Source organism: Caloramator australicus RC3 (genome assembly GCF_000297115.1).
Taxonomy (GTDB): Bacteria; Bacillota; Clostridia; order Clostridiales; family Caloramatoraceae; genus Caloramator; species Caloramator australicus.
This window is the reverse complement of the sequence record NZ_CAKP01000138.1, coordinates 96083-115927: the sequence shown is the minus strand read 5'-3', so window position 1 is coordinate 115927 and position 19845 is coordinate 96083. Positions and strand designations below refer to the sequence as shown.

The 19845-nt window shown below is 33.7% G+C and carries 23 protein-coding genes and 1 other annotated feature (1 of these 24 running past the window's edge); of the genes, 22 read left to right on the top strand and 1 reads right to left on the bottom strand.

Translation table 11 applies throughout. The annotated features are described in order from the left end of the window. Both CAAU_RS13220 and CAAU_RS13215 read left to right on the top strand, forming a co-directional pair. On the top strand, positions 1 to 380 hold a 380-nt coding region (locus CAAU_RS13220; RefSeq protein ID WP_040306753.1), incomplete at its 5' end, for an RNA-guided endonuclease TnpB family protein. A gap of 161 nt (positions 381 to 541) precedes the next feature. After that, entirely contained in the window at positions 542 to 778 is a 237-nt protein-coding gene (locus tag CAAU_RS13215; protein WP_008909942.1) for a hypothetical protein, read from the top strand. Positions 779 to 783: 5 nt separating this feature from the next. Here the strand turns inward: CAAU_RS13215 and CAAU_RS13210 are convergent, their stop codons facing one another. Then, the gene (locus tag CAAU_RS13210; protein ID WP_008909941.1) at positions 784 to 1227 is read right to left on the bottom strand and encodes a YaiI/YqxD family protein; all 444 of its coding nucleotides are present in this window, start codon (positions 1225 to 1227) and stop codon (positions 784 to 786) included. A 68-nt stretch (positions 1228 to 1295) separates the two neighbouring features. On the opposite strand from CAAU_RS13210, the gene CAAU_RS13205 reads away from it, so the two are divergent. The 20 genes from CAAU_RS13205 (at position 1296) to hemZ (ending at position 19747) form a co-directional block, all read left to right on the top strand. Beyond that, entirely contained in the window at positions 1296 to 2450 is a 1155-nt protein-coding gene (locus CAAU_RS13205; RefSeq protein WP_008909940.1) for a metallophosphoesterase, read from the top strand. 49 nt (positions 2451 to 2499) lie between these two features. Further along, on the top strand, positions 2500 to 3084 hold the full coding sequence (locus CAAU_RS13200; RefSeq protein ID WP_008909939.1) for a hypothetical protein: 585 nt from the start codon (positions 2500 to 2502) through the stop codon (positions 3082 to 3084). Between the two features lie 73 nt (positions 3085 to 3157). After that, positions 3158 to 3652: a crossover junction endodeoxyribonuclease RuvC gene (gene ruvC / locus CAAU_RS13195; RefSeq protein WP_008909938.1), complete on the top strand. Its 495-nt coding sequence runs from the start codon at positions 3158 to 3160 to the stop codon at positions 3650 to 3652. A gap of 9 nt (positions 3653 to 3661) precedes the next feature. Beyond that, entirely contained in the window at positions 3662 to 4252 is a 591-nt protein-coding gene (gene ruvA, locus CAAU_RS13190) for a Holliday junction branch migration protein RuvA (protein ID WP_008909937.1), read from the top strand. Positions 4253 to 4261: 9 nt separating this feature from the next. Further along, the gene (ruvB, locus tag CAAU_RS13185) at positions 4262 to 5275 is read left to right on the top strand and encodes a Holliday junction branch migration DNA helicase RuvB (protein WP_008909936.1); all 1014 of its coding nucleotides are present in this window, start codon (positions 4262 to 4264) and stop codon (positions 5273 to 5275) included. After that, positions 5265 to 6290 carry a tRNA preQ1(34) S-adenosylmethionine ribosyltransferase-isomerase QueA gene (gene queA / locus CAAU_RS13180; RefSeq protein ID WP_008909935.1) on the top strand — a complete coding sequence of 342 codons (1026 nt, stop codon included), beginning with the start codon at positions 5265 to 5267 and terminating at the stop codon, positions 6288 to 6290. Before ruvB ends, queA begins: the two co-directional genes overlap by 11 nt. Before the next feature lie 10 nt (positions 6291 to 6300). Next, a complete protein-coding gene (gene tgt, locus CAAU_RS13175) occupies positions 6301 to 7425 on the top strand; it encodes a tRNA guanosine(34) transglycosylase Tgt (RefSeq protein ID WP_008909934.1) in 1125 nt (374 codons plus the stop codon). A 41-nt stretch (positions 7426 to 7466) separates the two neighbouring features. Beyond that, positions 7467 to 7865: a TIGR04086 family membrane protein gene (locus CAAU_RS13170; RefSeq protein ID WP_008909933.1), complete on the top strand. Its 399-nt coding sequence runs from the start codon at positions 7467 to 7469 to the stop codon at positions 7863 to 7865. Positions 7866 to 7959: 94 nt separating this feature from the next. Next, positions 7960 to 8100 (top strand): six-cysteine ranthipeptide SCIFF, encoded by a 141-nt coding sequence (gene scfA / locus CAAU_RS13165; RefSeq protein WP_008909932.1) that lies wholly within the window; start codon positions 7960 to 7962, stop codon positions 8098 to 8100. Between the two features lie 53 nt (positions 8101 to 8153). Beyond that, positions 8154 to 9512, top strand: coding sequence for a thioether cross-link-forming SCIFF peptide maturase (scfB, locus tag CAAU_RS13160; protein WP_008909931.1), 1359 nt, complete (start codon positions 8154 to 8156; stop codon positions 9510 to 9512). 105 nt (positions 9513 to 9617) lie between these two features. Beyond that, a complete protein-coding gene (gene secD, locus CAAU_RS13155) occupies positions 9618 to 10850 on the top strand; it encodes a protein translocase subunit SecD (protein ID WP_008909930.1) in 1233 nt (410 codons plus the stop codon). Positions 10851 to 10873: 23 nt separating this feature from the next. Beyond that, entirely contained in the window at positions 10874 to 11734 is an 861-nt protein-coding gene (gene secF / locus CAAU_RS13150; RefSeq protein ID WP_040306764.1) for a protein translocase subunit SecF, read from the top strand. Between the two features lie 103 nt (positions 11735 to 11837). Further along, complete coding sequence (locus tag CAAU_RS14055; protein ID WP_008909928.1) at positions 11838 to 12800, top strand: single-stranded-DNA-specific exonuclease RecJ; 963 nt, start codon at positions 11838 to 11840, stop codon at positions 12798 to 12800. Then, entirely contained in the window at positions 12782 to 14206 is a 1425-nt protein-coding gene (locus CAAU_RS14050) for a DHHA1 domain-containing protein (RefSeq protein WP_083852907.1), read from the top strand. The genes CAAU_RS14055 and CAAU_RS14050 overlap by 19 nt, the downstream gene beginning before the upstream one ends. 2 nt (positions 14207 to 14208) lie before the next feature. Beyond that, a complete protein-coding gene (locus tag CAAU_RS13140; protein ID WP_008909926.1) occupies positions 14209 to 14727 on the top strand; it encodes an adenine phosphoribosyltransferase in 519 nt (172 codons plus the stop codon). A 106-nt stretch (positions 14728 to 14833) separates the two neighbouring features. Further along, positions 14834 to 17002, top strand: a complete 2169-nt coding sequence (locus tag CAAU_RS13135) for a RelA/SpoT family protein (protein ID WP_008909925.1) — start codon at positions 14834 to 14836, stop codon at positions 17000 to 17002. A 10-nt stretch (positions 17003 to 17012) separates the two neighbouring features. After that, positions 17013 to 17462: a D-aminoacyl-tRNA deacylase gene (gene dtd / locus CAAU_RS13130; RefSeq protein WP_008909924.1), complete on the top strand. Its 450-nt coding sequence runs from the start codon at positions 17013 to 17015 to the stop codon at positions 17460 to 17462. A gap of 9 nt (positions 17463 to 17471) precedes the next feature. Continuing rightward, positions 17472 to 18092 carry an MBL fold metallo-hydrolase gene (locus CAAU_RS13125; RefSeq protein ID WP_008909923.1) on the top strand — a complete coding sequence of 207 codons (621 nt, stop codon included), beginning with the start codon at positions 17472 to 17474 and terminating at the stop codon, positions 18090 to 18092. 51 nt (positions 18093 to 18143) lie between these two features. Then, positions 18144 to 18326 carry a hypothetical protein gene (locus CAAU_RS13120; protein WP_008909922.1) on the top strand — a complete coding sequence of 61 codons (183 nt, stop codon included), beginning with the start codon at positions 18144 to 18146 and terminating at the stop codon, positions 18324 to 18326. Positions 18327 to 18337: 11 nt separating this feature from the next. Next, positions 18338 to 19747, top strand: coding sequence for a coproporphyrinogen dehydrogenase HemZ (gene hemZ, locus CAAU_RS13115; RefSeq protein WP_008909921.1), 1410 nt, complete (start codon positions 18338 to 18340; stop codon positions 19745 to 19747). Between the two features lie 35 nt (positions 19748 to 19782). Beyond that, positions 19783 to 19845, top strand: a binding site (T-box leader); it runs 141 nt beyond the window's last position.

The following is a 19845-nucleotide window of genomic DNA, read 5'->3' as shown; positions in this document are numbered from 1 at the left end:
AAATTATACGAAAAATATCAAATCAAAGAAAAGATTTTCTTCACAAATTATCTTCTAAAATTATACACGAAAACCAAGTGATAGTTTTAGAAGATTTACAGGTAAAAAATATGCAACAAGATCATAAATTAGCCAAAGCAATAACAGAAGTATCATGGGCAGAATTTAGAAGAATGTTAGAATATAAAGCAAGATGGTATGGCAGAGAAATAATAATAGCACCACAAAATTATGCATCAAGTCAAACATGTAGTGAATGTGGATATAAAAATCCTGATGTAAAGAATTTAGCATTGAGAGAATGGAAATGTCCAAAGTGTGGTGCAGTTCATGATAGAGATATAAATGCAAGCAAGAATTTGCTAAAATTAGCCATGTGATTGGTATATATGGGGAAGGAACAGCCCTTTGAGCGTGGGTAATCTGGTAACAGAAGTTACCTTGACCACGAAGCCACCACTTCTATAAGTGGGGGTAGTTCACTTATTCATTAGGAAATTTTATATCCAATCAAAAGGACAAATATACTGATATAGGCCTTATGGTTAATCTTACTTTAGAAAAAGACGATAAAAGAACTTATATAAAGGATTTGGATTTAATACCTGTATATAGACTAAAGTTTTATGAAAAGGGAAAACTTCATGTGAAAACAATTACATTGGATAAATTGGATAAATACAATGAAAAGATTAATAGTGAGGATTTAAAATATATTTTAGAGGTTTCAAAGGAAATAAATAATAAAAATTCAATCGAAGTTTCAAATTTAAAGTAGGGCCTTTAGGGGCCTTTAATTTGTTTAATTAAAAGTTCAAGACTTTTTTTAAAATGTAGATCGTTTTGTTTGTTTCTTTTTTTTATGCCCCCCATCTTTCCACCTGCATTACGAACCTTTGAAGCTATATATCTTTGCATTAAAAGGGAGTCTATGTTATGCTTATTAAAAATTAGGCCGTTGTAATTTAAAGCATAGGCTTCTTTAGAAAGGGCCATTGCAGCTACGCCATAATCCTGGGTTATGACTATGTCCTTTGGAGATACTTCATTTATTAAGGCAAAATCTACAGAATCTCTGCCTTTGTCTACGATTATTATCCTACAATTATCATAATTGAGAATATGGCTGGTATCTGAAAACATAATAACTTCAACATTGTATTCTTTAGCTGTATCGATTATTATATCCTTAACGGGACATGCATCGGCATCAACAAGTATTTTCATGGCATCCTCCATGTCTTTTTAGTATATTTTATGAAACTATTGCTGATTAAATTCTAAGGGGGGATAGTATGAAGGTGATAAATTATATTTTTATTATTTTATTTTTAGGGATTTATGGATTGATTAATTTTTATATAGGGTTGAGGGCATACAAGGCCTTAAGTTATTTAAGCATATCAAATGGAATTTTATATTGGGGATTTTTTGTTATTTTAGCTTCTTCAACATTTGTGGTAAGAATATTTGATAATAAGTTTAGGGGTAAGTTTTTCTATATTTTTGAGCTTATATCAAATTATTGGCTGGCTATATTGGTATATTCGCTAATTATATTATTATTTTACGATATTATAGGAATTGTAGCAAAGATATTTGGATTAAATGAATTTTGGATAAATCCTAAATTTATGATTTTAAGGCTTTTAGTTTCAACTTGTGTCTTAATATTAATTTTTATTTATGGCAATATGAATGCTAAGGATATTGTAATATCAGAGTATGAAATAAGAACGGATAAAAAACTTCCAAAGGAAGAGTTAAAGATAGTTTTAGCATCAGACTTCCATTTAGGCAACATAATAAATGAAAGACGACTGAAGATATTTATAAACAAAGTAAACGAAATTAATCCAGACATAGTTTTGCTTGCAGGGGATATCATAGATGAAAATCATGAGATTTTTGATAGATTAGAAATGGATAAACTTTTTAAGAAATTAAAAGTAAAGTATGGAATATTTGCTTGTTTAGGAAATCATGAGTATTTTAGGGAAAACACGGATGAGATTAAGAAAAGCCTTGAAAAAGGAAATATAAAGGTTTTAAGGGATGAAGTTGTCGATATAGGGGATTTTTTAACTATTATAGGAAGGGAAGATGCTGTATTTAATAGATTTGGTGGGAAAAGGAAAAGCATTGATGAGTTTTTTAAAGCCGTTGACAAAAATAGATATATCATTTTGCTTGATCATCAGCCTAAGGAAATTGATGAGGCTATTCATTATGGTGTTGATCTTCAAGTTTCAGGACATACACATAAGGGACAGTTCTTTCCGATAAACTTGTTTACAAAAAGGTTGTTTGTAAATGATTATGGTCATTATGCAAAAGGGGAATATAACTTAATAGTGACATCGGGTTTTGGAACATGGGGACCGCCTATAAGGATTGGAAGTAGATCGGAAATTGTAGTAATAAAACTGATACAAAAACAAGGAATATGAATAAATTTATAAAATATGGTAATACTATCCTCATGAGAGGAGGATAGTTATGAAAAAAACAATTGGCATTGCTGCTGCGCTTTTATTATCGTTAGTAACCAGTTTTTTTGCAGGTTATTATACGACTTTAAGATATGTGGAAAGGAACAAGGTTTCACAGCAGAATGAAAATTTGCTCCATGAAGAATTAGCTGAAAATACTGCAAAACTTCCCGAACTTAACGTAATAGGACCAAATACAGAAATAGTCTATAGGGAAAGATACGTAAAGGGCGTTGAGTATAATAGAGATGTTGTTGAAGGGGCTACAGCTGAAGTAGTCGGGATGACGAAGGAGGAGGCAGAGGAATATTTTAAAAATAAAGGTTACTTGGTTATTGATTTTAGCAACGAAAGGGTATTATTGGTAAAGGATATTAAAGACAAATGGCCCAGCGGTTGCTTTGTTGTAAAGGAAAAGGACGGTTTTGTAGCAATCTTTGAGGTTGATGAGAATGGAGAGCTAAAACTAGTTAAAGTTACAGAACTTAAAGTAACTGACCTTCCTGATACGGATAGGGAGGAAGTCATAAAAGGAAAAGTATATGAATCCTTAGAGGATGCCAATGAGCTTATAGAAGAATATACCTCATAGTCCATGCTAAAAACTTGCATGGACTTTTTTGTTGTTATAAAATATCATTATTAAAGACAGGAAGGTGATTGTTTTGCTCATTTTAGGAATAGACCCTGGAATTGCAATTGTGGGTTATGGATTTATAGAATATAAGAATAATAGGTTTAAAGTTATCGATTATGGAGCGATATTTACAACTCCTAAAAATACCATGCCGGAAAGGCTTGAGATAATCTATAATAAATTAGAGGACTTGCTAAATATTTTTAAACCTGATGCAGTTGCCTTTGAAGAGCTTTTTTTCAATATGAATGCTAAAACGGCAATAACTGTAGGACAGGCAAGGGGAGCTGCTGTTCTTTGCGCTCAAAGAAATAAACTTAATATATTTGAATATACTCCCCTTCAGGTAAAACAGGCAGTTGTTGGTTATGGAAGGGCAGATAAAAAACAAGTTCAGCAGATGGTCAAAATGCTCCTTAATTTGAGTGAAATTCCAAAACCGGATGATGTTGCTGATGCCCTTGCCATTGCAATATGCCATGCCCATTCAAATCAATTCGGCGATATGTTTAGAATAAAATGAGGTGATAAGGTGTTTGCTTACATAAAAGGAACTGTTACGCTTGTTTTAGATGATTATGCTGTGGTTGAAAATAACGGTATAGGATATATGATTTTTATGCCATCAAGGGATCTTGATGCATTAAGGGATAAAAAGGATGTCTTAGTTTACACATATTACTATGTTAGAGAGGACAATATATCATTATATGGATTCTTAGATAAAGAATCCTTAAATATTTTTAAATTGCTCTTGGGAGTTTCGGGCGTTGGGCCTAAGGCAGCGCTATCCATTTTATCTTGCACTACCCCATCTTCTTTTATTTTATCCGTAGTGACAAAGGATGATAAGACATTAAGCAAAGCCCAGGGAATAGGTAAAAAACTTGCCCAAAGGATAATACTAGAACTGAAGGATAAATTTAAAGATTATGAATTTGCAAATGAAAAGGAAGAGGATAAAAGGGAATTCTTAGACAAGGATGTCTCAAAAGAGGCTATTGCAGCTTTATTGACTTTGGGATATACTAAACAGGAAGCAATTCAGGCGGTAAAAAGAGTTGAAGGTGCAAGCTCGGTTGAGGATTATATAAAGGGTGCATTGAAATTCCTTATGAAGTAGGAGGAGATTATGGAGGATAGGATTATAAGTTCTAGTTTAAAGCCAGAGGATTTAGATTATGAAGGAAGCCTAAGGCCTAAAACCTTAAGGGAATATATAGGACAAGAAAAGGTTAAGGAAAGACTTAAAATTTTTATTGAGGCTGCCAAAAAAAGAGGAGAAGCCCTTGACCATGTTCTACTTTATGGACTTCCTGGCCTTGGAAAGACAACCCTTGCAAGTATAATAGCAAATGAGATGGGATCAGGTCTTAGAATAACTTCAGGCCCTGCTATTGAAAGACCTGGTGATCTTGCGGCAATTCTTACGAATTTAGGGGATAAAGATGTTTTGTTCATCGATGAAATTCATAGGCTAAACAGAAGCGTTGAGGAAATTTTGTATCCTGCTATGGAGGATTTTTGTTTGGATATAATAATAGGTAAAGGGCCTTCAGCAAGGTCTATTAGAATAGATCTACCCAAATTTACATTAATAGGAGCAACTACAAGGGCAGGTATGCTAACATCCCCCTTAAGGGATAGATTTGGGGTGGTAACAAGGCTTGAGCTTTATACTGTTGATGAATTAAAGCTTATAATAAAAAGATCTGCCAGCATCTTAAACGTTGAGATAGATGATGCTGGGGCTATTGAAATTGCAAAACGCTCAAGGGGGACACCAAGAATTGCCAACAGACTATTAAAAAGAGTAAGGGATTATGCTGAGGTTAAAGGCGATGGATATATAGATTTTAAGATTGCAAGCAGCGCTTTAGATCTTTTAGATGTTGATAAATTAGGTCTTGATAATATTGACAGAAAACTTTTAGAGACGATTATTTTTAAATTCGGCGGTGGCCCTGTAGGTATTGATACCCTTGCCTATTCTATAGGAGAGGAGGCAGAAACCATAGAAGATGTTTATGAACCATATCTTTTGCAAATAGGATTTTTAAGCAGAACACCACGCGGCAGAGTTGCAACAAGACTTGCATATGAGCACTTAGGAATAAAATTAGGAGGGTTGGACATTGAAGGTTAAGGAATTTTACTTTCATCTTCCAGAGGAGTTAATTGCACAAAAACCCTTAGAAAAAAGGGATGAATCAAGATTAATGGTCCTTGACAGGAGGACGGGAGAGATTGAACACAAAATATTTAAAGAAATTATTGATTTTTTAAACCCAGGAGACTGCCTTGTCTTAAATAACAGCAGGGTTATTCCTGCAAGGCTTTTTGGGGTTAAGGAGGACACAATGGCAAGGGCGGAGTTTGTCCTTGTTAAAAGATTGGATAGGGATAGGTGGGAAGCCCTTGTTAAGCCTGGGAAAAAGGTTAAAACTGGATCAAAATTTATTTTTGGCAATGGAGAACTTTCCTGCACGATTTTAGATAACACAGACTTTGGAGGAAGAATTATTGAATTTCACTATGATGGAGTTTTTGAAGAAGTTTTGGATAAATTAGGTGAGATGCCCCTACCGCCATATATAAAAGAAAAGCTTGAGGATAAGGAAAGATATCAGACGGTTTATTCAAAGGTGGAAGGTTCTGCTGCAGCACCAACGGCAGGGCTGCATTTTACTGAGGAACTTTTAGAAAGAATAAAGGAAAAGGGAATAAATATTGCCTTTTTGACTTTGCATGTGGGTCTTGGAACCTTTAGACCTGTTAAGGTTGAAAATATCGAGGAACACAAGATGCATGCGGAATTTTATAATCTTGATGAGGAAAACGCAAAGATAATAAATGAAACCAAGAAAAATGGCAAAAGAGTTATAGCAGTTGGGACAACATCCTGCAGAACCCTTGAGACTATTGCAGATGAAGATGGGTTTGTAAAGGCTTCATCCGGATGGACGGATATATTCATTTATCCTGGATATAGGTTTAAAATATTAGATGGGCTTATAACCAATTTCCATCTTCCAGAATCCACCTTGATTATGCTCGTAAGTGCCTTTGCAGGTAAAGAAAATATAATGAGGGCATATAATATTGCAGTAAAGGAAAGGTATAGATTTTTTAGCTTTGGAGATGCAATGTTTATAAAATAGGAGGTAAGTTATGTCGGCTATAAGATTTGAACTTATTAAGACATGCAAACAATCAGGCGCAAGACTAGGTAAGCTATATACTCCGCATGGAGTTATAGATACTCCAATATTTATGCCCGTTGGAACGCAGGCAACGGTTAAGGCTATGACTCCAGAGGAGCTAAAAGAAATAGGGGCCCAGATTATTCTGAGCAATACATATCATTTATATTTAAGACCTGGAGAAAAGCTTGTTGAAAAGGCCGGTGGACTCCATAAGTTTATGAATTGGGATAGAGCAATTTTAACTGATAGTGGTGGATTCCAGGTCTTCAGCCTTAGTGATTTAAGGAATATAACGGAGGAAGGAGTAACCTTTAAATCCCATATAGATGGTTCAAAACATTTTATATCGCCAGAAAAGGCAATCCAAATAGAAAATGCACTGGGTGCTGATATCATTATGGCCTTTGACGAGTGCACACCCTATGAGGCAGATTATGATTACACAAAAAATTCAATGGAAAGGACACTAAGATGGGCAGAAAGGTGCCTAAAAGCCCACCAGAAACCAGATAAGCAGGCTCTTTTTGGAATAGTTCAGGGGGGTATGTTCAAAGACTTAAGACAAGAAAGTGCAAGACAAACAGTTAAAATGGATTTTCCGGGATATGCTGTTGGAGGTTTAAGCATTGGCGAACCAAAGGAGATTATGTATCAGGTCCTTGATTGGACAGTTCCTTTCCTTCCTGAAAATAAACCAAGATATTTAATGGGGGTTGGAAGTCCAGATGCCCTATTGGAAGGAGTAATAAGAGGAATAGACATGTTTGACTGCGTCCTCCCAACAAGAATAGCAAGAAATGGAACAGTATTTACGAGCAAAGGGAAATTAGTTGTAAGAAATGCTGAATATGCAGAGGATTTTAGGCCTTTAGATGATGAATGCGATTGCTATGCATGTAAAAATTATTCAAGGGCATATATAAGGCACCTTTTTAAAGCCAAGGAAATACTTGCAGCAAGACTTGCGACGATTCATAATTTAAGATTCCTTTTAAAGCTTATGGAGGATGTCAGAAGGGCAATAATGGAGGATAGCCTTTTAGATTTTAAAGAAGAGTTCTTTAGAAAATATGGCTATACGAATGAATAAAAGCTAAGCCCACCACATAATATTTATTAGGGGGTGGGTTTATGTCAAAAACTGACAATCAAAAGGAATCAAAGCTTGTTTCGATTTATGCAAAAGCTATTCTAAGGGGAATAATTCTAACGCTAATTTTGATTTTTGTAGTAACGGCTATTGCATATTTTGCGCAGATTGATGAATCCTATTTTAGGACAATAACATGGATAATTAATATAATTGCTATTTGCTATGCAGCAATATATGGTGTATTAAAAATAGGCAAAAAAGGTTATCTTCACGGAGCTTTGATTGCATTGATTTACTCTATAATAATGTTTTTAGCTGCGTTATTGTCTGATAAGGGTGCAGTAAATATAAGAACTTATATTGTTATTTTTATAGCTTCAATTATTATTGGAGCTTTATCTGGGATGATTGGGATGGTTTTAAAAGGTAATGATTAATACTTGAACTTGCATTACAAGGCTGGTATAATTAACATGGTAGACTTATCCTTGGAAATATGTAAATTTTGAGTAATTAGAAGGAGGAGTTAATATGAAGCATGTTAAAACAATAAACGTTGGAACATTGAAGGCAAGTTTAACAAAACCAGGTTGTAAAGAATGCGCAAATTCATGTCAATCAGCTTGCAAAACTTCAGCTACAGTTGCTAATTTACCATGTGAACATAATTAATCAGGCAGTAACTTTAAGGTTACTGCTTTTAAATTTAGAAGGAGGTAACCAAATTGAAGATTCATAAATATAAAATGTTTGATAAAAACATAGTAATAGATGTAAATAGTGGAGCAATTCACGTAGTTGATGATGTAGTTTATGACTGTTTAGACTATTATGAAACAAAAAGCAAGGAGGAAATCGTTGAAATATTATTGGACAAGCATTCAAAGGAGTCCATTTTAGAGGCCCTTGAAGAAATTGAATATTTAGTTAAGGAAAACATGCTGTTTACTGAAGACTTTTACAAAGAAATAGTTTTAAATGATAAGAGCCCTTCATACATTAAGGCTATGTGCCTCAACGTTGCTCACGACTGCAATCTAAAATGTAAATACTGCTTTGCATCGGAGGGAAGCTATGAGGGGAAAAGAAGCCTTATGAGTGCAGAGGTTGGTAAAAAAGCTATTGATTTTGTTATAAAAAATTCGGGATACAGGCACAATATTGAAATTGACCTGTTTGGTGGAGAACCTTTAATGAATTTTGATGCAGTAAAAGAAATAATAGAGTATGCAAAGGAGCAGGAAAAAATTCATAATAAAAATATAAGATTTACTATAACAACAAACGCTACTCTTTTAAACGATGAAATTATGGAGTATATAGATAAAAACATGGGAAACGTTATTTTGAGCATAGATGGCAGAAGGGAAGTAAATGACAATATAAGAATCAGATACGATGGTTCTGGAACATTTGATACTATACTTCCTAAAATAAAGAAAATGGTAGAAAAAAGAGACAAAAATAAGCAATACTATGTGAGGGGAACATTTACCCATGAAAATATCGATTTTTACAATGATGTTGTGTTTTTAGCAGATCAGGGATTTAATGAGATTTCTATTGAACCTGTTGTTTTAGAGGATGAGAATCCTCTTGCAATTAAAAAAGAGGATCTTCCTGTTATATTTGAACAATATGAGAAGATTGCAAAGGAACTTATAGAAAGAAAAAAGGCAGGCAAAGGTTTTAAATTTTACCACTTCAATATAGACATAAACGGAGGACCATGCGTTTATAAGAGGGTATCGGGATGTGGCGCTGGTTATGAATATGTTGCAGTGACTCCAGAAGGTGACATTTATCCCTGCCATCAGTTTGTTGGAAAGGAAGAATTTAAGCTTGGCAATGTATTTGATGGAAGGATAGATGAGAAACTTTCCAATGAATTTAAAAATGCCCATATATACAATAAACCAAAATGCATGGATTGCTGGGCAAGGTTTTACTGTAGCGGTGGATGCCAGGCAAACAACTACTCCTTCAACGGAAATATACATGAACCTTATGATTTAGCATGTGAAATGATGAAGAAAAGAATTGAATGTGCAATCGCTGTAAAAGTTTTTGAAGAAGAAAATTAAAATTTAGAAGGAATTTTGTCTTTTATGTAGAATTATATTAAGTAGTTTGCTTTTTTAGAGGCATTTGTCCTTATGCAAAAGACATAGTAATGAAGGGGGATTAATATGAAAACCAGAGGTAGGATTTATTTTATCGTTACTACTTTATTAATTTTGTTTCTTTCTTATGTATTAGTGAATGGTCTAACATTAGGGGATTATCAAGTAAAGCCGCTCAGCAAAATAGTTAAACTTGGACTTGATTTAAAGGGTGGAGTTTATGTTGAGGAGGAAATAGTTGATCAGAATGTAAGTAAAGATACAATTGAAAGAACAAGGGATTTAATTGAACTTAGAGTTAATTCATTAGGCGTTAGTGAGCCTATTGTAGCTATAACAGGCAGTAATAGAATAAGGGTTGAGATACCAGGAATTTATGATCCTAAGGCTGCCCTTGAGCAAATTGGGAAAACAGGAAGATTAAGATTTGTAGGTCCTAATAATGATGAAATAATAACTGGAAAAGATGTAAAGGATGCTACTGTAGGAGTAGATCAAAGGACAAATGCACCTGTAGTTCAATTGAAGCTCAATCAAGAGGGAGCAAAGAAGTTTGCTGAAGCAACTCAAAAATACTTAGGAAAGCAGATTGCAATTTATATGGATGAGGATTTAGTTTCAGCGCCAACTGTTCAATCAGTTATTCCAGATGGTGAAGCAATTATCACTGGAAGCAAAAATGTTGAAGAAGCTAAAAGGCTTGCAGGGATTATAAAATCTGGTGCTCTTCCTGTAAAGTTGAATCCTGCAACTATAAGAGCTATTGGACCAGCCCTTGGAGCAGAGGCTATCCCAACAAGCTTAAAAGCTGCAACAATTGGTATTGCTTTAGTCATGTTATTTATGCTACTTTACTATAGAATTCCAGGTCTTATTGCAGACCTTGCCCTTATGGTATATATGATTATAACAGCATTGGTGTTTACAGTTGTTATTAAAGCAACTTTAACTTTACCTGGTATTGCAGGGCTTTTACTTTCAATAGGTATGGCTGTTGACGCTAATGTTCTTATATTTGAAAGAATTAAGGAAGAATTGAAATTAGGTAAATCCTTAAGGACAGCAATCGACGCTGGATTTAGGAGGGCATTTACTTCAATTTTAGACTCAAATGTAACTACTTTAATTGCTGGATTTGTTCTGTTCTTTATTGGAACGGGTGCAGTTAAAGGTTTTGCCCTCACCCTAATTATAGGTGTTTTATCAAGTATGTTTACAGCTATAACTGTAACAAGATTCCTGCTTAAATCCTTTGTAAATGCAGGATGGATTACTAACAGCAAATTCTACGGAGCATAGGGGGAGGGATTAAAATGGAAAGAATGTTTAAGATTGTTGAAAAGAGCAAAATATGGTTTACAATATCATTGATTATAATTATCGTAGGAATGGCAACATGGCTATTTAAGGGATTAAACCTTGGTATCGACTTTAAGGGAGGAACTGTTGTTACAATTAAGATTGGAAAAGAGTTTGATGTTGTGGAACTTAGAAAATCCCTTGAAAAATATGACCCACAAATCGATGTTAGAGAAATAGAAGGATATGAAGTTACTATAAGAAGTAATAAAATAACAACAGAACAAGTAAATCAAATATTTAATGATGTTAAGGCAAAGTATGGATTAAAAGATGATGCCCTTCGTTCAATAGATACTATAGGACCATCTATAGGTAAGGAACTTAGAAGAAGTGCAATAATTTCAACATTGCTTGCTACTTTAGGTATCCTTATTTATACATCATTTAGATTTGAACTATGGTCAGGGCTTGCAGCCATAATTGCATTAGTTCATGACTTGTTAGTTACTATATCCGTTTATACAATTTTACAAATTCCAGTAAACTCAAGCTTTATTGCAGCGATGTTAACTATATTAGGTTATTCTATTAACGATACTATAGTCGTATTTGATAGAATAAGGGAAAACAGAAAGCTTGGAAAATATCATGACTTTGAAACTTTGGTAGATGCAAGTATAACTCAAACACTAGCAAGATCAATTAATACTACATTAACGACTTTATTTACAATAACAGCAATTTATATATTTGGAGTTCCATCCATAAAGGAATTTGCATTACCACTGATCATAGGTATCATTAGCGGTGCTTATTCTTCAATCTTTATCGCCAGCCCATTGTGGGTGATATTTGAAAAAAGACAAGGACAAAGGGTATGATAAAAAGAGTTAGCTCTGCTAACTCTTTTTTATTGCAAAATGCCTTTACTTTATATATAATATCTTTGTTTCCTAATTTTTTGTGTCTGTCGAGGAGAAAGGTATGAAACGATGGGATGTTAAAGAGAAAAACTTTGATTTAATTGTTCATGAAAACAAAGTTATAAATAGTTTGCTTATTTCAAGAGGTATAAATTCAAAGGAGAAGGCAGACATTTTTTTGAATCCTGATCTTAGGTTGCTTTATGATCCTTTTCTTTTAAAGGATATGGACAGGGCAATAGATAGGATCGATGAAGCTATTAAGAAAAGGGAAAAGATATATATTTATGGGGACTATGATGTTGATGGCATCACAAGCACAGCAATTCTTTATAGGGCATTTAATAAATTAGGAGTAGATGTTAGTTTTTATATTCCCGACAGAGTTAATGAAGGATATGGTATTAATAGAGAAGCGATTGACCATATAAGCTCCCTTGATGTGGATCTTGTTATAACAGTTGACTGTGGAATAAGCGCTATTGAAGAAGTTGAATATGCAAAGGAAAAGGGATTGGATATAATAATTACTGACCATCATGAATGTAAAGAAAGGATCCCAAATACAATAGCATTAAATCCTAAAAGGCATGACTGCCAATACCCCTTTAAGGGGCTTGCTGGATGTGGCGTAGCATTTAAACTTGTTCAGGCTTTATTTAAGTTTTATGATCTTCAGGGATACGAGGAATTTTTAGATCTAGTTGCTATTGGAACAATAGCTGATATTGTTGATATCACAGATGAAAATAGAATTATTGTAAAATATGGTCTTGAAAAAATACTAACTAGCGATAAGGCTGGAATAAATGCAATAAAGCAGGTTGCAGGAATTAAGGACAAGATTTCAACCTATAATGTGGCCTTTCAAATCGCACCAAGGCTAAATGCTGCAGGAAGATTAAGCGATGCCAAAATTGCTGTGGAGCTTTTTATTACAAGCGATAATGAAAAGGCAATGCAGATTGCAAAATACCTTGATCAGGAAAATAAAAAAGGCAGCAAATTGAACAGGAGATATTAGATGAATGCATAGAAAAGATTCAAAGGGAGATAGATCTTAAAAAGGACAGAGTAATAGTTTTATCATCACCAAACTGGCATGTTGGTGTAATTGGAATTGTTGCTTCGAGGATAGTGGAAAGATTCAATAGACCAACTATATTGTTTTACGAAGAAGGTGAAACACTAAGGGGTTCAGGAAGAAGTATAAGGGGATTTAATCTTTATGATAATTTAGTAGAATGTAAGGATCTTCTTGTTAAATACGGCGGACATGAACTTGCAGCAGGACTTACAATTGAAAAGTCAAAGCTTGATGATTTTAGAAAAAGGCTCAATGAACTTGCTAAAAAAATAGATTGTGAATACTTTGCAGAAAGAATAGATATAGACTTAGAACTTGATTCTGATGATTTGAACATTGAAACATGTGAACTTTTAAATATGTTAGAGCCTTTTGGGATGGGCAATAATCAGCCGATATTTTGCCTTATGAATGCAAGGGTAATATCTAAAAGAAGGATAGGCAATCAAGGACAGTATATTAAAATGCTCATTGAAAAAGATTCCAAAACATTGGATTGTGTTGATTTTATAAATAACGTGGAATTTATGGATAGAGACTGGGAATATATCGATGTGGCCTTTAATTTGAATATAAACGAATGGAATAATACAAGAAATGTTCAGCTTAATATAAAAGATATTAAACCTTCTATGGATTATAGTGGAAGTAAGCTTAAGGAAAATTATTTTAGAAATATTAAAGAAGTCCTAAATTTTAGCGACTTTCCTTTTATTGAAACAAAAAATATAAATTATTTAAACTATGATCTGAATTTTTTAAAGGAGTTTGTTTATTTTAAAAGAGGAATTATATTGTTAAACGATTATAATTCGATAGAAGAGGTTGATAAATTTAGACAGGTGATGGATTTTAACCTTTACAAAAATTTTGGACTTGAATCGCAATTTATTCTCTTACCTAAAATTAAGGAAATTGATTTTAAAAATAATGAGGTTCTTATCTATGATTATCTAATAAATGTAGATGATTATTTGTATTTAGATAGCTTAGACGTTACGGTTTATCATTTTTTAAATGAAGAGTTTATTAGTAGATTAAAAAATCTTAAAAACATGATAACATTTGACGATAAAAAGGCTATTAAGTTTCTTGAAGATTTGATGTATAATGAAGTTGTTGGTAGTTTAGATGATATAGCATGTAAATTTGATATAAATATATTTTTGCTATACAGGATGATAGTTTATTTAAAAAAAATAGGAGCAATTAGAATATTTACAAAGGATGATAAGATAAAAATTCTTCCTAACAGCACAGAAATTTTGACAATTGCTGATGATTTGGAAGATAATTTTAATAAAATAATCAATTTGTTAGAAAATAAAATCAGGGAGGTATAAAAATGGATTTAAAGGAAAAAATAAGAATAATAGAGGATTTTCCAAAGAAGGGAATAAGCTTTAAGGATATTACTACTGTTCTTAAGGATGGAGAGGCATTTAAGGATGTTATAGATAAAATAGTTGAAATAGTTAAGGATAAGGAAATCGATTTGGTTGTTGGTCCTGAAGCAAGGGGATTTGTTCTTGGGGCACCTGTTGCCTATGCTTTAGGCGTTGGTTTTGTTCCAGTAAGAAAGCCTGGAAAGCTTCCAGCTGATACTTTAAAATATGAATATTCATTAGAATATGGCAATGATGCATTAGAAATTCATAAGGATGCTATAGAGCCAGGACAAAGGGTTCTAATAGTGGATGACCTTCTTGCAACTGGAGGAACAATTTCAGCTGTTGCAAAGCTTGTAGAGGAGCTTGGTGGGGTTGTTGCTTCTATGGGATTTGTTGTTGAACTTACTGGCCTTAATGGAAGGGAAAAGCTTGAAGGATATGATGTATTTTCATTAGTTCAATATGAATTTTAAAATGTCGAAAAAATTTGCAAAATGATGAAGATTAATATATAATATATTAAAAACATGGCTGGTTTTTGACCAGCCATAAATTTTACAATGGGGAAGAGGGCTAATTATGCTACAAAGGTTATTAGAAAAGATTAAGGAGAATAATTTAGACGTTGATATTGAAATGATTAAAAAGGCATATAATGTGGCGGAAAAGGCTCATGAAGGCCAATTAAGGGAGTCAGGGGATCCATATATACTTCATCCTGTTGAAGTTGCGATTATTCTTGTTGAAATGGGTCTTGATACTGACGCCATTTGTGCTGCCCTCTTACACGATGTTGTTGAAGACACCCATTTGAGCTATGAGGACGTAAAAAGGGAATTTAATGAAAGTATTGCGGATCTTGTGGATGGTGTAACAAAACTTGGGAAAATAGAATATAAATCAAAGGAAGAACAGCAGGCTGAGAATATAAGAAAAGTTTTGATTGCAATGGCAAAGGATATTAGAGTAATTTTAATAAAGCTTGCAGATAGGCTCCATAATATGAGGACCTTAAAATATCTTCCACCTGAAAAGCAAAAGGCTAAGGCTGAGGAGACATTGGATATCTATGCACCGTTAGCCCATAGACTCGGTATTTCTAAAATTAAGTGGGAACTTGAGGATTTATCATTAAGATACCTGCATCCAGATGAATATTATGAGTTAGTTTCTAAAGTTCAAAAGAAAAGGGCTGAAAGGGAAAAGGAGATAAATGAAATTAAAAATATACTTCAGGAAAAATTAGAACAGGCAGGGATTAAAGCAGATATAGATGGAAGACCAAAACACTTTTACAGTATTTATAGAAAAATGCACTATAAAAACAAAACCTTTGACCAAATATTTGACCTTTTGGCTGTAAGGGTAATCGTCGATACGGTTAAGGACTGCTATGCAGCCCTTGGCATTGTTCATACTTTGTGGAAACCTATTCCTGGAAGATTTAAGGATTATATAGCGATGCCAAAGCCTAATATGTATCAATCCCTTCATTCTACTGTAATTGGGCCTAATGGACAGCCCTTTGAAATTCAGATAAGAACATGGGAGATGCATAGGACTGCTGAATACGGTATTGCTGCCCATTGGAAATACAAAGAAGGGATTAACAATAAAGAGCTGGATATAGATGAAAAACTTCATTGGTTAAGACAAATCCTTGAGCTTCAAAAGGAAGCAAAGGATGCAACGGAGTTCATGGAAACTGTTAAAATAGATCTTTTCTCTGATGAAGTCTTTGTATTTACTCCAAAGGGTGCTGTTATTGATCTTCCTGTCGATTCTACGCCTATAGACTTTGCCTATAGGATTCATACCGATGTTGGAAACAAATGCGTTGGAGCAAAGGTAAATGGAAGGATGGTTCCCCTTGATTATAAACTAAAGACAGGGGATATAGTTGAAATAATAACATCCGCCAACTCTAAGGGGCCAAGCAGAGATTGGCTTAATATTGCAAAAAGCTCACAGGCTAAAAATAAAATAAGGCAATGGTTTAAAAGGACCTTTAAAGAGGAAAATATAGAAAAGGGAAGGGAAACCTTTGAAAAGGAAATAAAAAGGCAGGGCTTAAATTTAAATGAGGCATTGAAGACAGAGTATATTGAACCAGTTATAAGAAAATTTAATTTTTCTAATATTGAGGATCTTTATTCAGCAATAGGAAGCGGTGCTTTGACTGCCCATCAGGTTATAAGCAAGCTAAAGGAAGAGATTAAAAAGGAGGAAATATTGCCACAAAAGGAAATAATTTCTGAAGATAAGGTGGAAAAAAAGCCAAGAAAGGGAGAAATCAAAAAACCTGGAGTTATAATAGAAGGAGAAAAGGATTTATTTGTTAGGTTTGCAAAATGCTGTAATCCAATTCCGGGCGATGAGATAATTGGTTTTATAACAAGAGGGAGAGGCGTATCCATCCATAGAAAAGATTGTAGCAACTTCAAGCATCTTGCAGAAGCAGAACCGGATAGAGTTATTGATGCAAGCTGGACAGGTGAGCATAATGCAAAATTCCTTGCTGAAATTTCAATTGAAGCTAATGATAGACATGGACTTATTGCTGATATTTCAACAACTTTAACTAATTCAAAGCTTTCAGTTAAAGCTATAAATGCAAGAACAACAAGAAATCATTTGGCTCTAATAAACTTAACGATTGAAGTTACAAGTGTTGAACAAATAGAAAAATTAATTAAGGATCTTAGAAAATTAAATGGAATTATTGATGTCTATAGGAATCTAAGTTAGGAGTGAGAATATGAGGGCTGTTGTTCAAAGGGTAAAAAGGGCACAGGTTGTAGCTGATGGGGAGCTTACTGGGAAAATAGATAATGGTATATTGGTATTACTTGGTGTTGAGGATAGCGACAATACTGATGATATAAAATATTTAGCAGATAAAATATGCAATTTAAGAATTTTTGACGATGAAGATGGAAAAATGAATTTATCCCTTATAGATGTTAAGGGTTCTCTTTTGGTGGTTTCACAATTTACTTTATACGGAGACTGCAGAAAGGGAAGAAGACCTAATTATATGATGGCTGCAAAACCTGAGCATGCGGAAAAGATTTATAACGAATTTGTTGAAGAATGCAAAAAATATGTCGAAAATGTTCAAACAGGAAAGTTCCAAGCTTATATGGATGTTGAGCTTGTAAACGATGGGCCTGTTACATTGCTTTTGGACAGTAAGAAAAACTTTTGAGGTGAGATTATGATTTTTGAGGCGTTCCAATTAGGCTATTTTCAGACTAATTGTTACTTAATCGGAGATGAAAAGACCAAAGAATGTGCAATAGTTGATCCGGGTGGAACTCCTGATAAAGTTTTAAAAAGATGTGAGGAATTAGGTTTAAAAATTAAATATATTTTATTGACCCACGGTCATGGGGACCATATTGCTGGAGTTGAAAGGATTAAAACAAAAAGCGGTGCTAAAGTTTTAATGGGTAAAGAGGATGAGTATTTAGTAAATGGTGGGACTCAGGAGCTAATTCCTATTTTTAGAAATATTAAACCCTTCCTACCCGATGGATATTTAAGGGAAGGGGATATAATTGACGTTGGCAATTTAAAAATTGAAGTTATTGAGACGCCTGGACATACTCCGGGAGGCTTGTGCTTTAAGATAGGGAATATACTATTATCAGGAGATACGCTTTTTCAGGGTTCAATAGGCAGAACGGATTTCCCTAAGGGATCCTTTGAAACTTTGATAAATTCAATAAAAAACAAACTATTAATATTAAATGATGAAACAAAGGTTTTTCCTGGACATGGTCCATCTACTACAATTGAAAAAGAAAAGAAGTTTAACCCCTTTTTGAATGAATAACCATTCTTAGGGCATACTAAAATATGAAGTATGCCAAAAGGGGGATTTTTTATGAAAAAAAGGAAATATAAGTCTAGATCCTTTGACTATGAAAATCCGTTAAACGATTTGGACTATGATACTTATATGGACATTATAAGTAGTGGACTTAAGGACAGCGAAATTGCAAGGGAGCTTAATATTAGTTTGGAGGAGGTTAAGCTCTTAAAGGATAGAACGCAAAAGGATATATAGGGGAGAGTATTGTGAAGATTGGATTAAAAGGACATGATTATAGATATGAAGTTTACCAAATAGCATCTTTGTTTTATCCTAAGGATGAAATAAAGTTTATGGATGAGGGATATGAGCTCGAAATTATTTATGACAGGGACAACAACAAGGTTACAGCTAGTTTAAATGGAATTTTTGAATCGTTTAATTTGAATTCTTATGATGAAAAAGAAATAAAAAATGCAATAAAGTATACCCTTTTAAAGCTTTTGCAAAATGAAACCGGAGTTAAAATGCCATGGGGAATACTTGTTGGTATAAGGCCTACCAAAATAGTTCATGATGCCTTTAAAAGGGGCCTTAATGAAGAAAATATAAGAGAAATTTTAAAAGAAAAATATTTAGTTTCTAAGGGAAAGATAAATTTATTACTGGAAGTTGCTAAAAATGAGGCGCCGTTCTTAGATCAGCCTAAAAATTCAGTTGCCCTTTATATAGGCATTCCCTTTTGTCCAACAAGGTGTGCCTATTGCTCTTTTACTTCAAATCCCTATAAAGGAAATAACCTTGTTAAGGATTATTTAATTGCATTAAAAAAGGAAATCTATTCGGTTATAAATTTTTTAAAGGATAGGGGTATTACAATTGATACCCTTTATGTTGGTGGGGGGACACCAACTTCTTTAAATGAAAAAGAGTTAGACGAGCTTTTTTCATGGGTTAAGGATCTTATCAACGTTAAAAAATTAAGGGAATTTACTGTAGAGGCCGGAAGGCCTGATTCTTTAAATAGGGAAAAATTAATAATATTAAAGGAAAATGGAATTACAAGGATCAGCATAAATCCTCAAACCATGAATCAAGAAACGCTAGATTTAATTGGACGAAGGCATACGGTTGAGGATGTAATTGAGAAATTTTATTTATCAAGGGAAGTGGGCTTTAATAATATAAATATGGATATCATAATAGGACTACCAGGAGAAAAAGAGGAACACGTTAAAAGGACGATGGAAAAGCTTTTAGTCTTAATGCCTGATAGCATTACAATTCATACTATGGCTGTAAAAAGGGCAAGTCTTTTAAATGAAAGGATGTTTAAAGGGGATAAGGATTTAGCAAGCAGAATGTATGATATTGCAACAGATAATGTTAAAAGCATAGGAATGCATCCCTATTATATGTATAGGCAAAAGAATATGGTTAGCCCCCTTGAGAATGTGGGGTATAGCTTTAGGGGTAAGGAATGCATATACAATATTCAAATGATAGCAGAATCTACAACTGTTATAGCCTTAGGTGCTGATGCTGTAACTAAAATTGTTTATGGGGAATCAGGAAGGATAGAAAGGGTTGCAAATCTTAAAGATGTAAAAGAATATATCTTAAGAATAGATGAACAAATAGATGAAAAAATAAAAATGTTGATTGACATTTGTTAAACTTATTGATAATATAATTATTAAAAAATTTATATTAAAAGGCTGTGAAGGGGAGGAGTAGCCTTCAAACACCGAACAGGGAGGGGATGCCGCGATTG

Bases quoted from the DNA above. Each gene is read 5' to 3' on its own strand.
- CAAU_RS13215 (WP_008909942.1), top strand. From the start codon at position 542: ATGGTTAATCTTACTTTAGAAAAAGACGATAAAAGAACTTATATAAAG.
- CAAU_RS13210 (WP_008909941.1), bottom strand. From the start codon at position 1,227: ATGAAAATACTTGTTGATGCCGATGCATGTCCCGTTAAGGATATAATA.
- CAAU_RS13205 (WP_008909940.1), top strand. From the start codon at position 1,296: ATGAAGGTGATAAATTATATTTTTATTATTTTATTTTTAGGGATTTAT.
- CAAU_RS13200 (WP_008909939.1), top strand. From the start codon at position 2,500: ATGAAAAAAACAATTGGCATTGCTGCTGCGCTTTTATTATCGTTAGTA.
- ruvB (WP_008909936.1), top strand. From the start codon at position 4,262: ATGGAGGATAGGATTATAAGTTCTAGTTTAAAGCCAGAGGATTTAGAT.
- tgt (WP_008909934.1), top strand. From the start codon at position 6,301: ATGTCGGCTATAAGATTTGAACTTATTAAGACATGCAAACAATCAGGC.
- CAAU_RS13170 (WP_008909933.1), top strand. From the start codon at position 7,467: ATGTCAAAAACTGACAATCAAAAGGAATCAAAGCTTGTTTCGATTTAT.
- scfA (WP_008909932.1), top strand. From the start codon at position 7,960: ATGAAGCATGTTAAAACAATAAACGTTGGAACATTGAAGGCAAGTTTA.
- secD (WP_008909930.1), top strand. From the start codon at position 9,618: ATGAAAACCAGAGGTAGGATTTATTTTATCGTTACTACTTTATTAATT.
- secF (WP_040306764.1), top strand. From the start codon at position 10,874: ATGTTTAAGATTGTTGAAAAGAGCAAAATATGGTTTACAATATCATTG.
- CAAU_RS14055 (WP_008909928.1), top strand. From the start codon at position 11,838: ATGAAACGATGGGATGTTAAAGAGAAAAACTTTGATTTAATTGTTCAT.
- CAAU_RS13140 (WP_008909926.1), top strand. From the start codon at position 14,209: ATGGATTTAAAGGAAAAAATAAGAATAATAGAGGATTTTCCAAAGAAG.
- CAAU_RS13135 (WP_008909925.1), top strand. From the start codon at position 14,834: ATGCTACAAAGGTTATTAGAAAAGATTAAGGAGAATAATTTAGACGTT.
- dtd (WP_008909924.1), top strand. From the start codon at position 17,013: ATGAGGGCTGTTGTTCAAAGGGTAAAAAGGGCACAGGTTGTAGCTGAT.
- CAAU_RS13125 (WP_008909923.1), top strand. From the start codon at position 17,472: ATGATTTTTGAGGCGTTCCAATTAGGCTATTTTCAGACTAATTGTTAC.
- CAAU_RS13120 (WP_008909922.1), top strand. From the start codon at position 18,144: ATGAAAAAAAGGAAATATAAGTCTAGATCCTTTGACTATGAAAATCCG.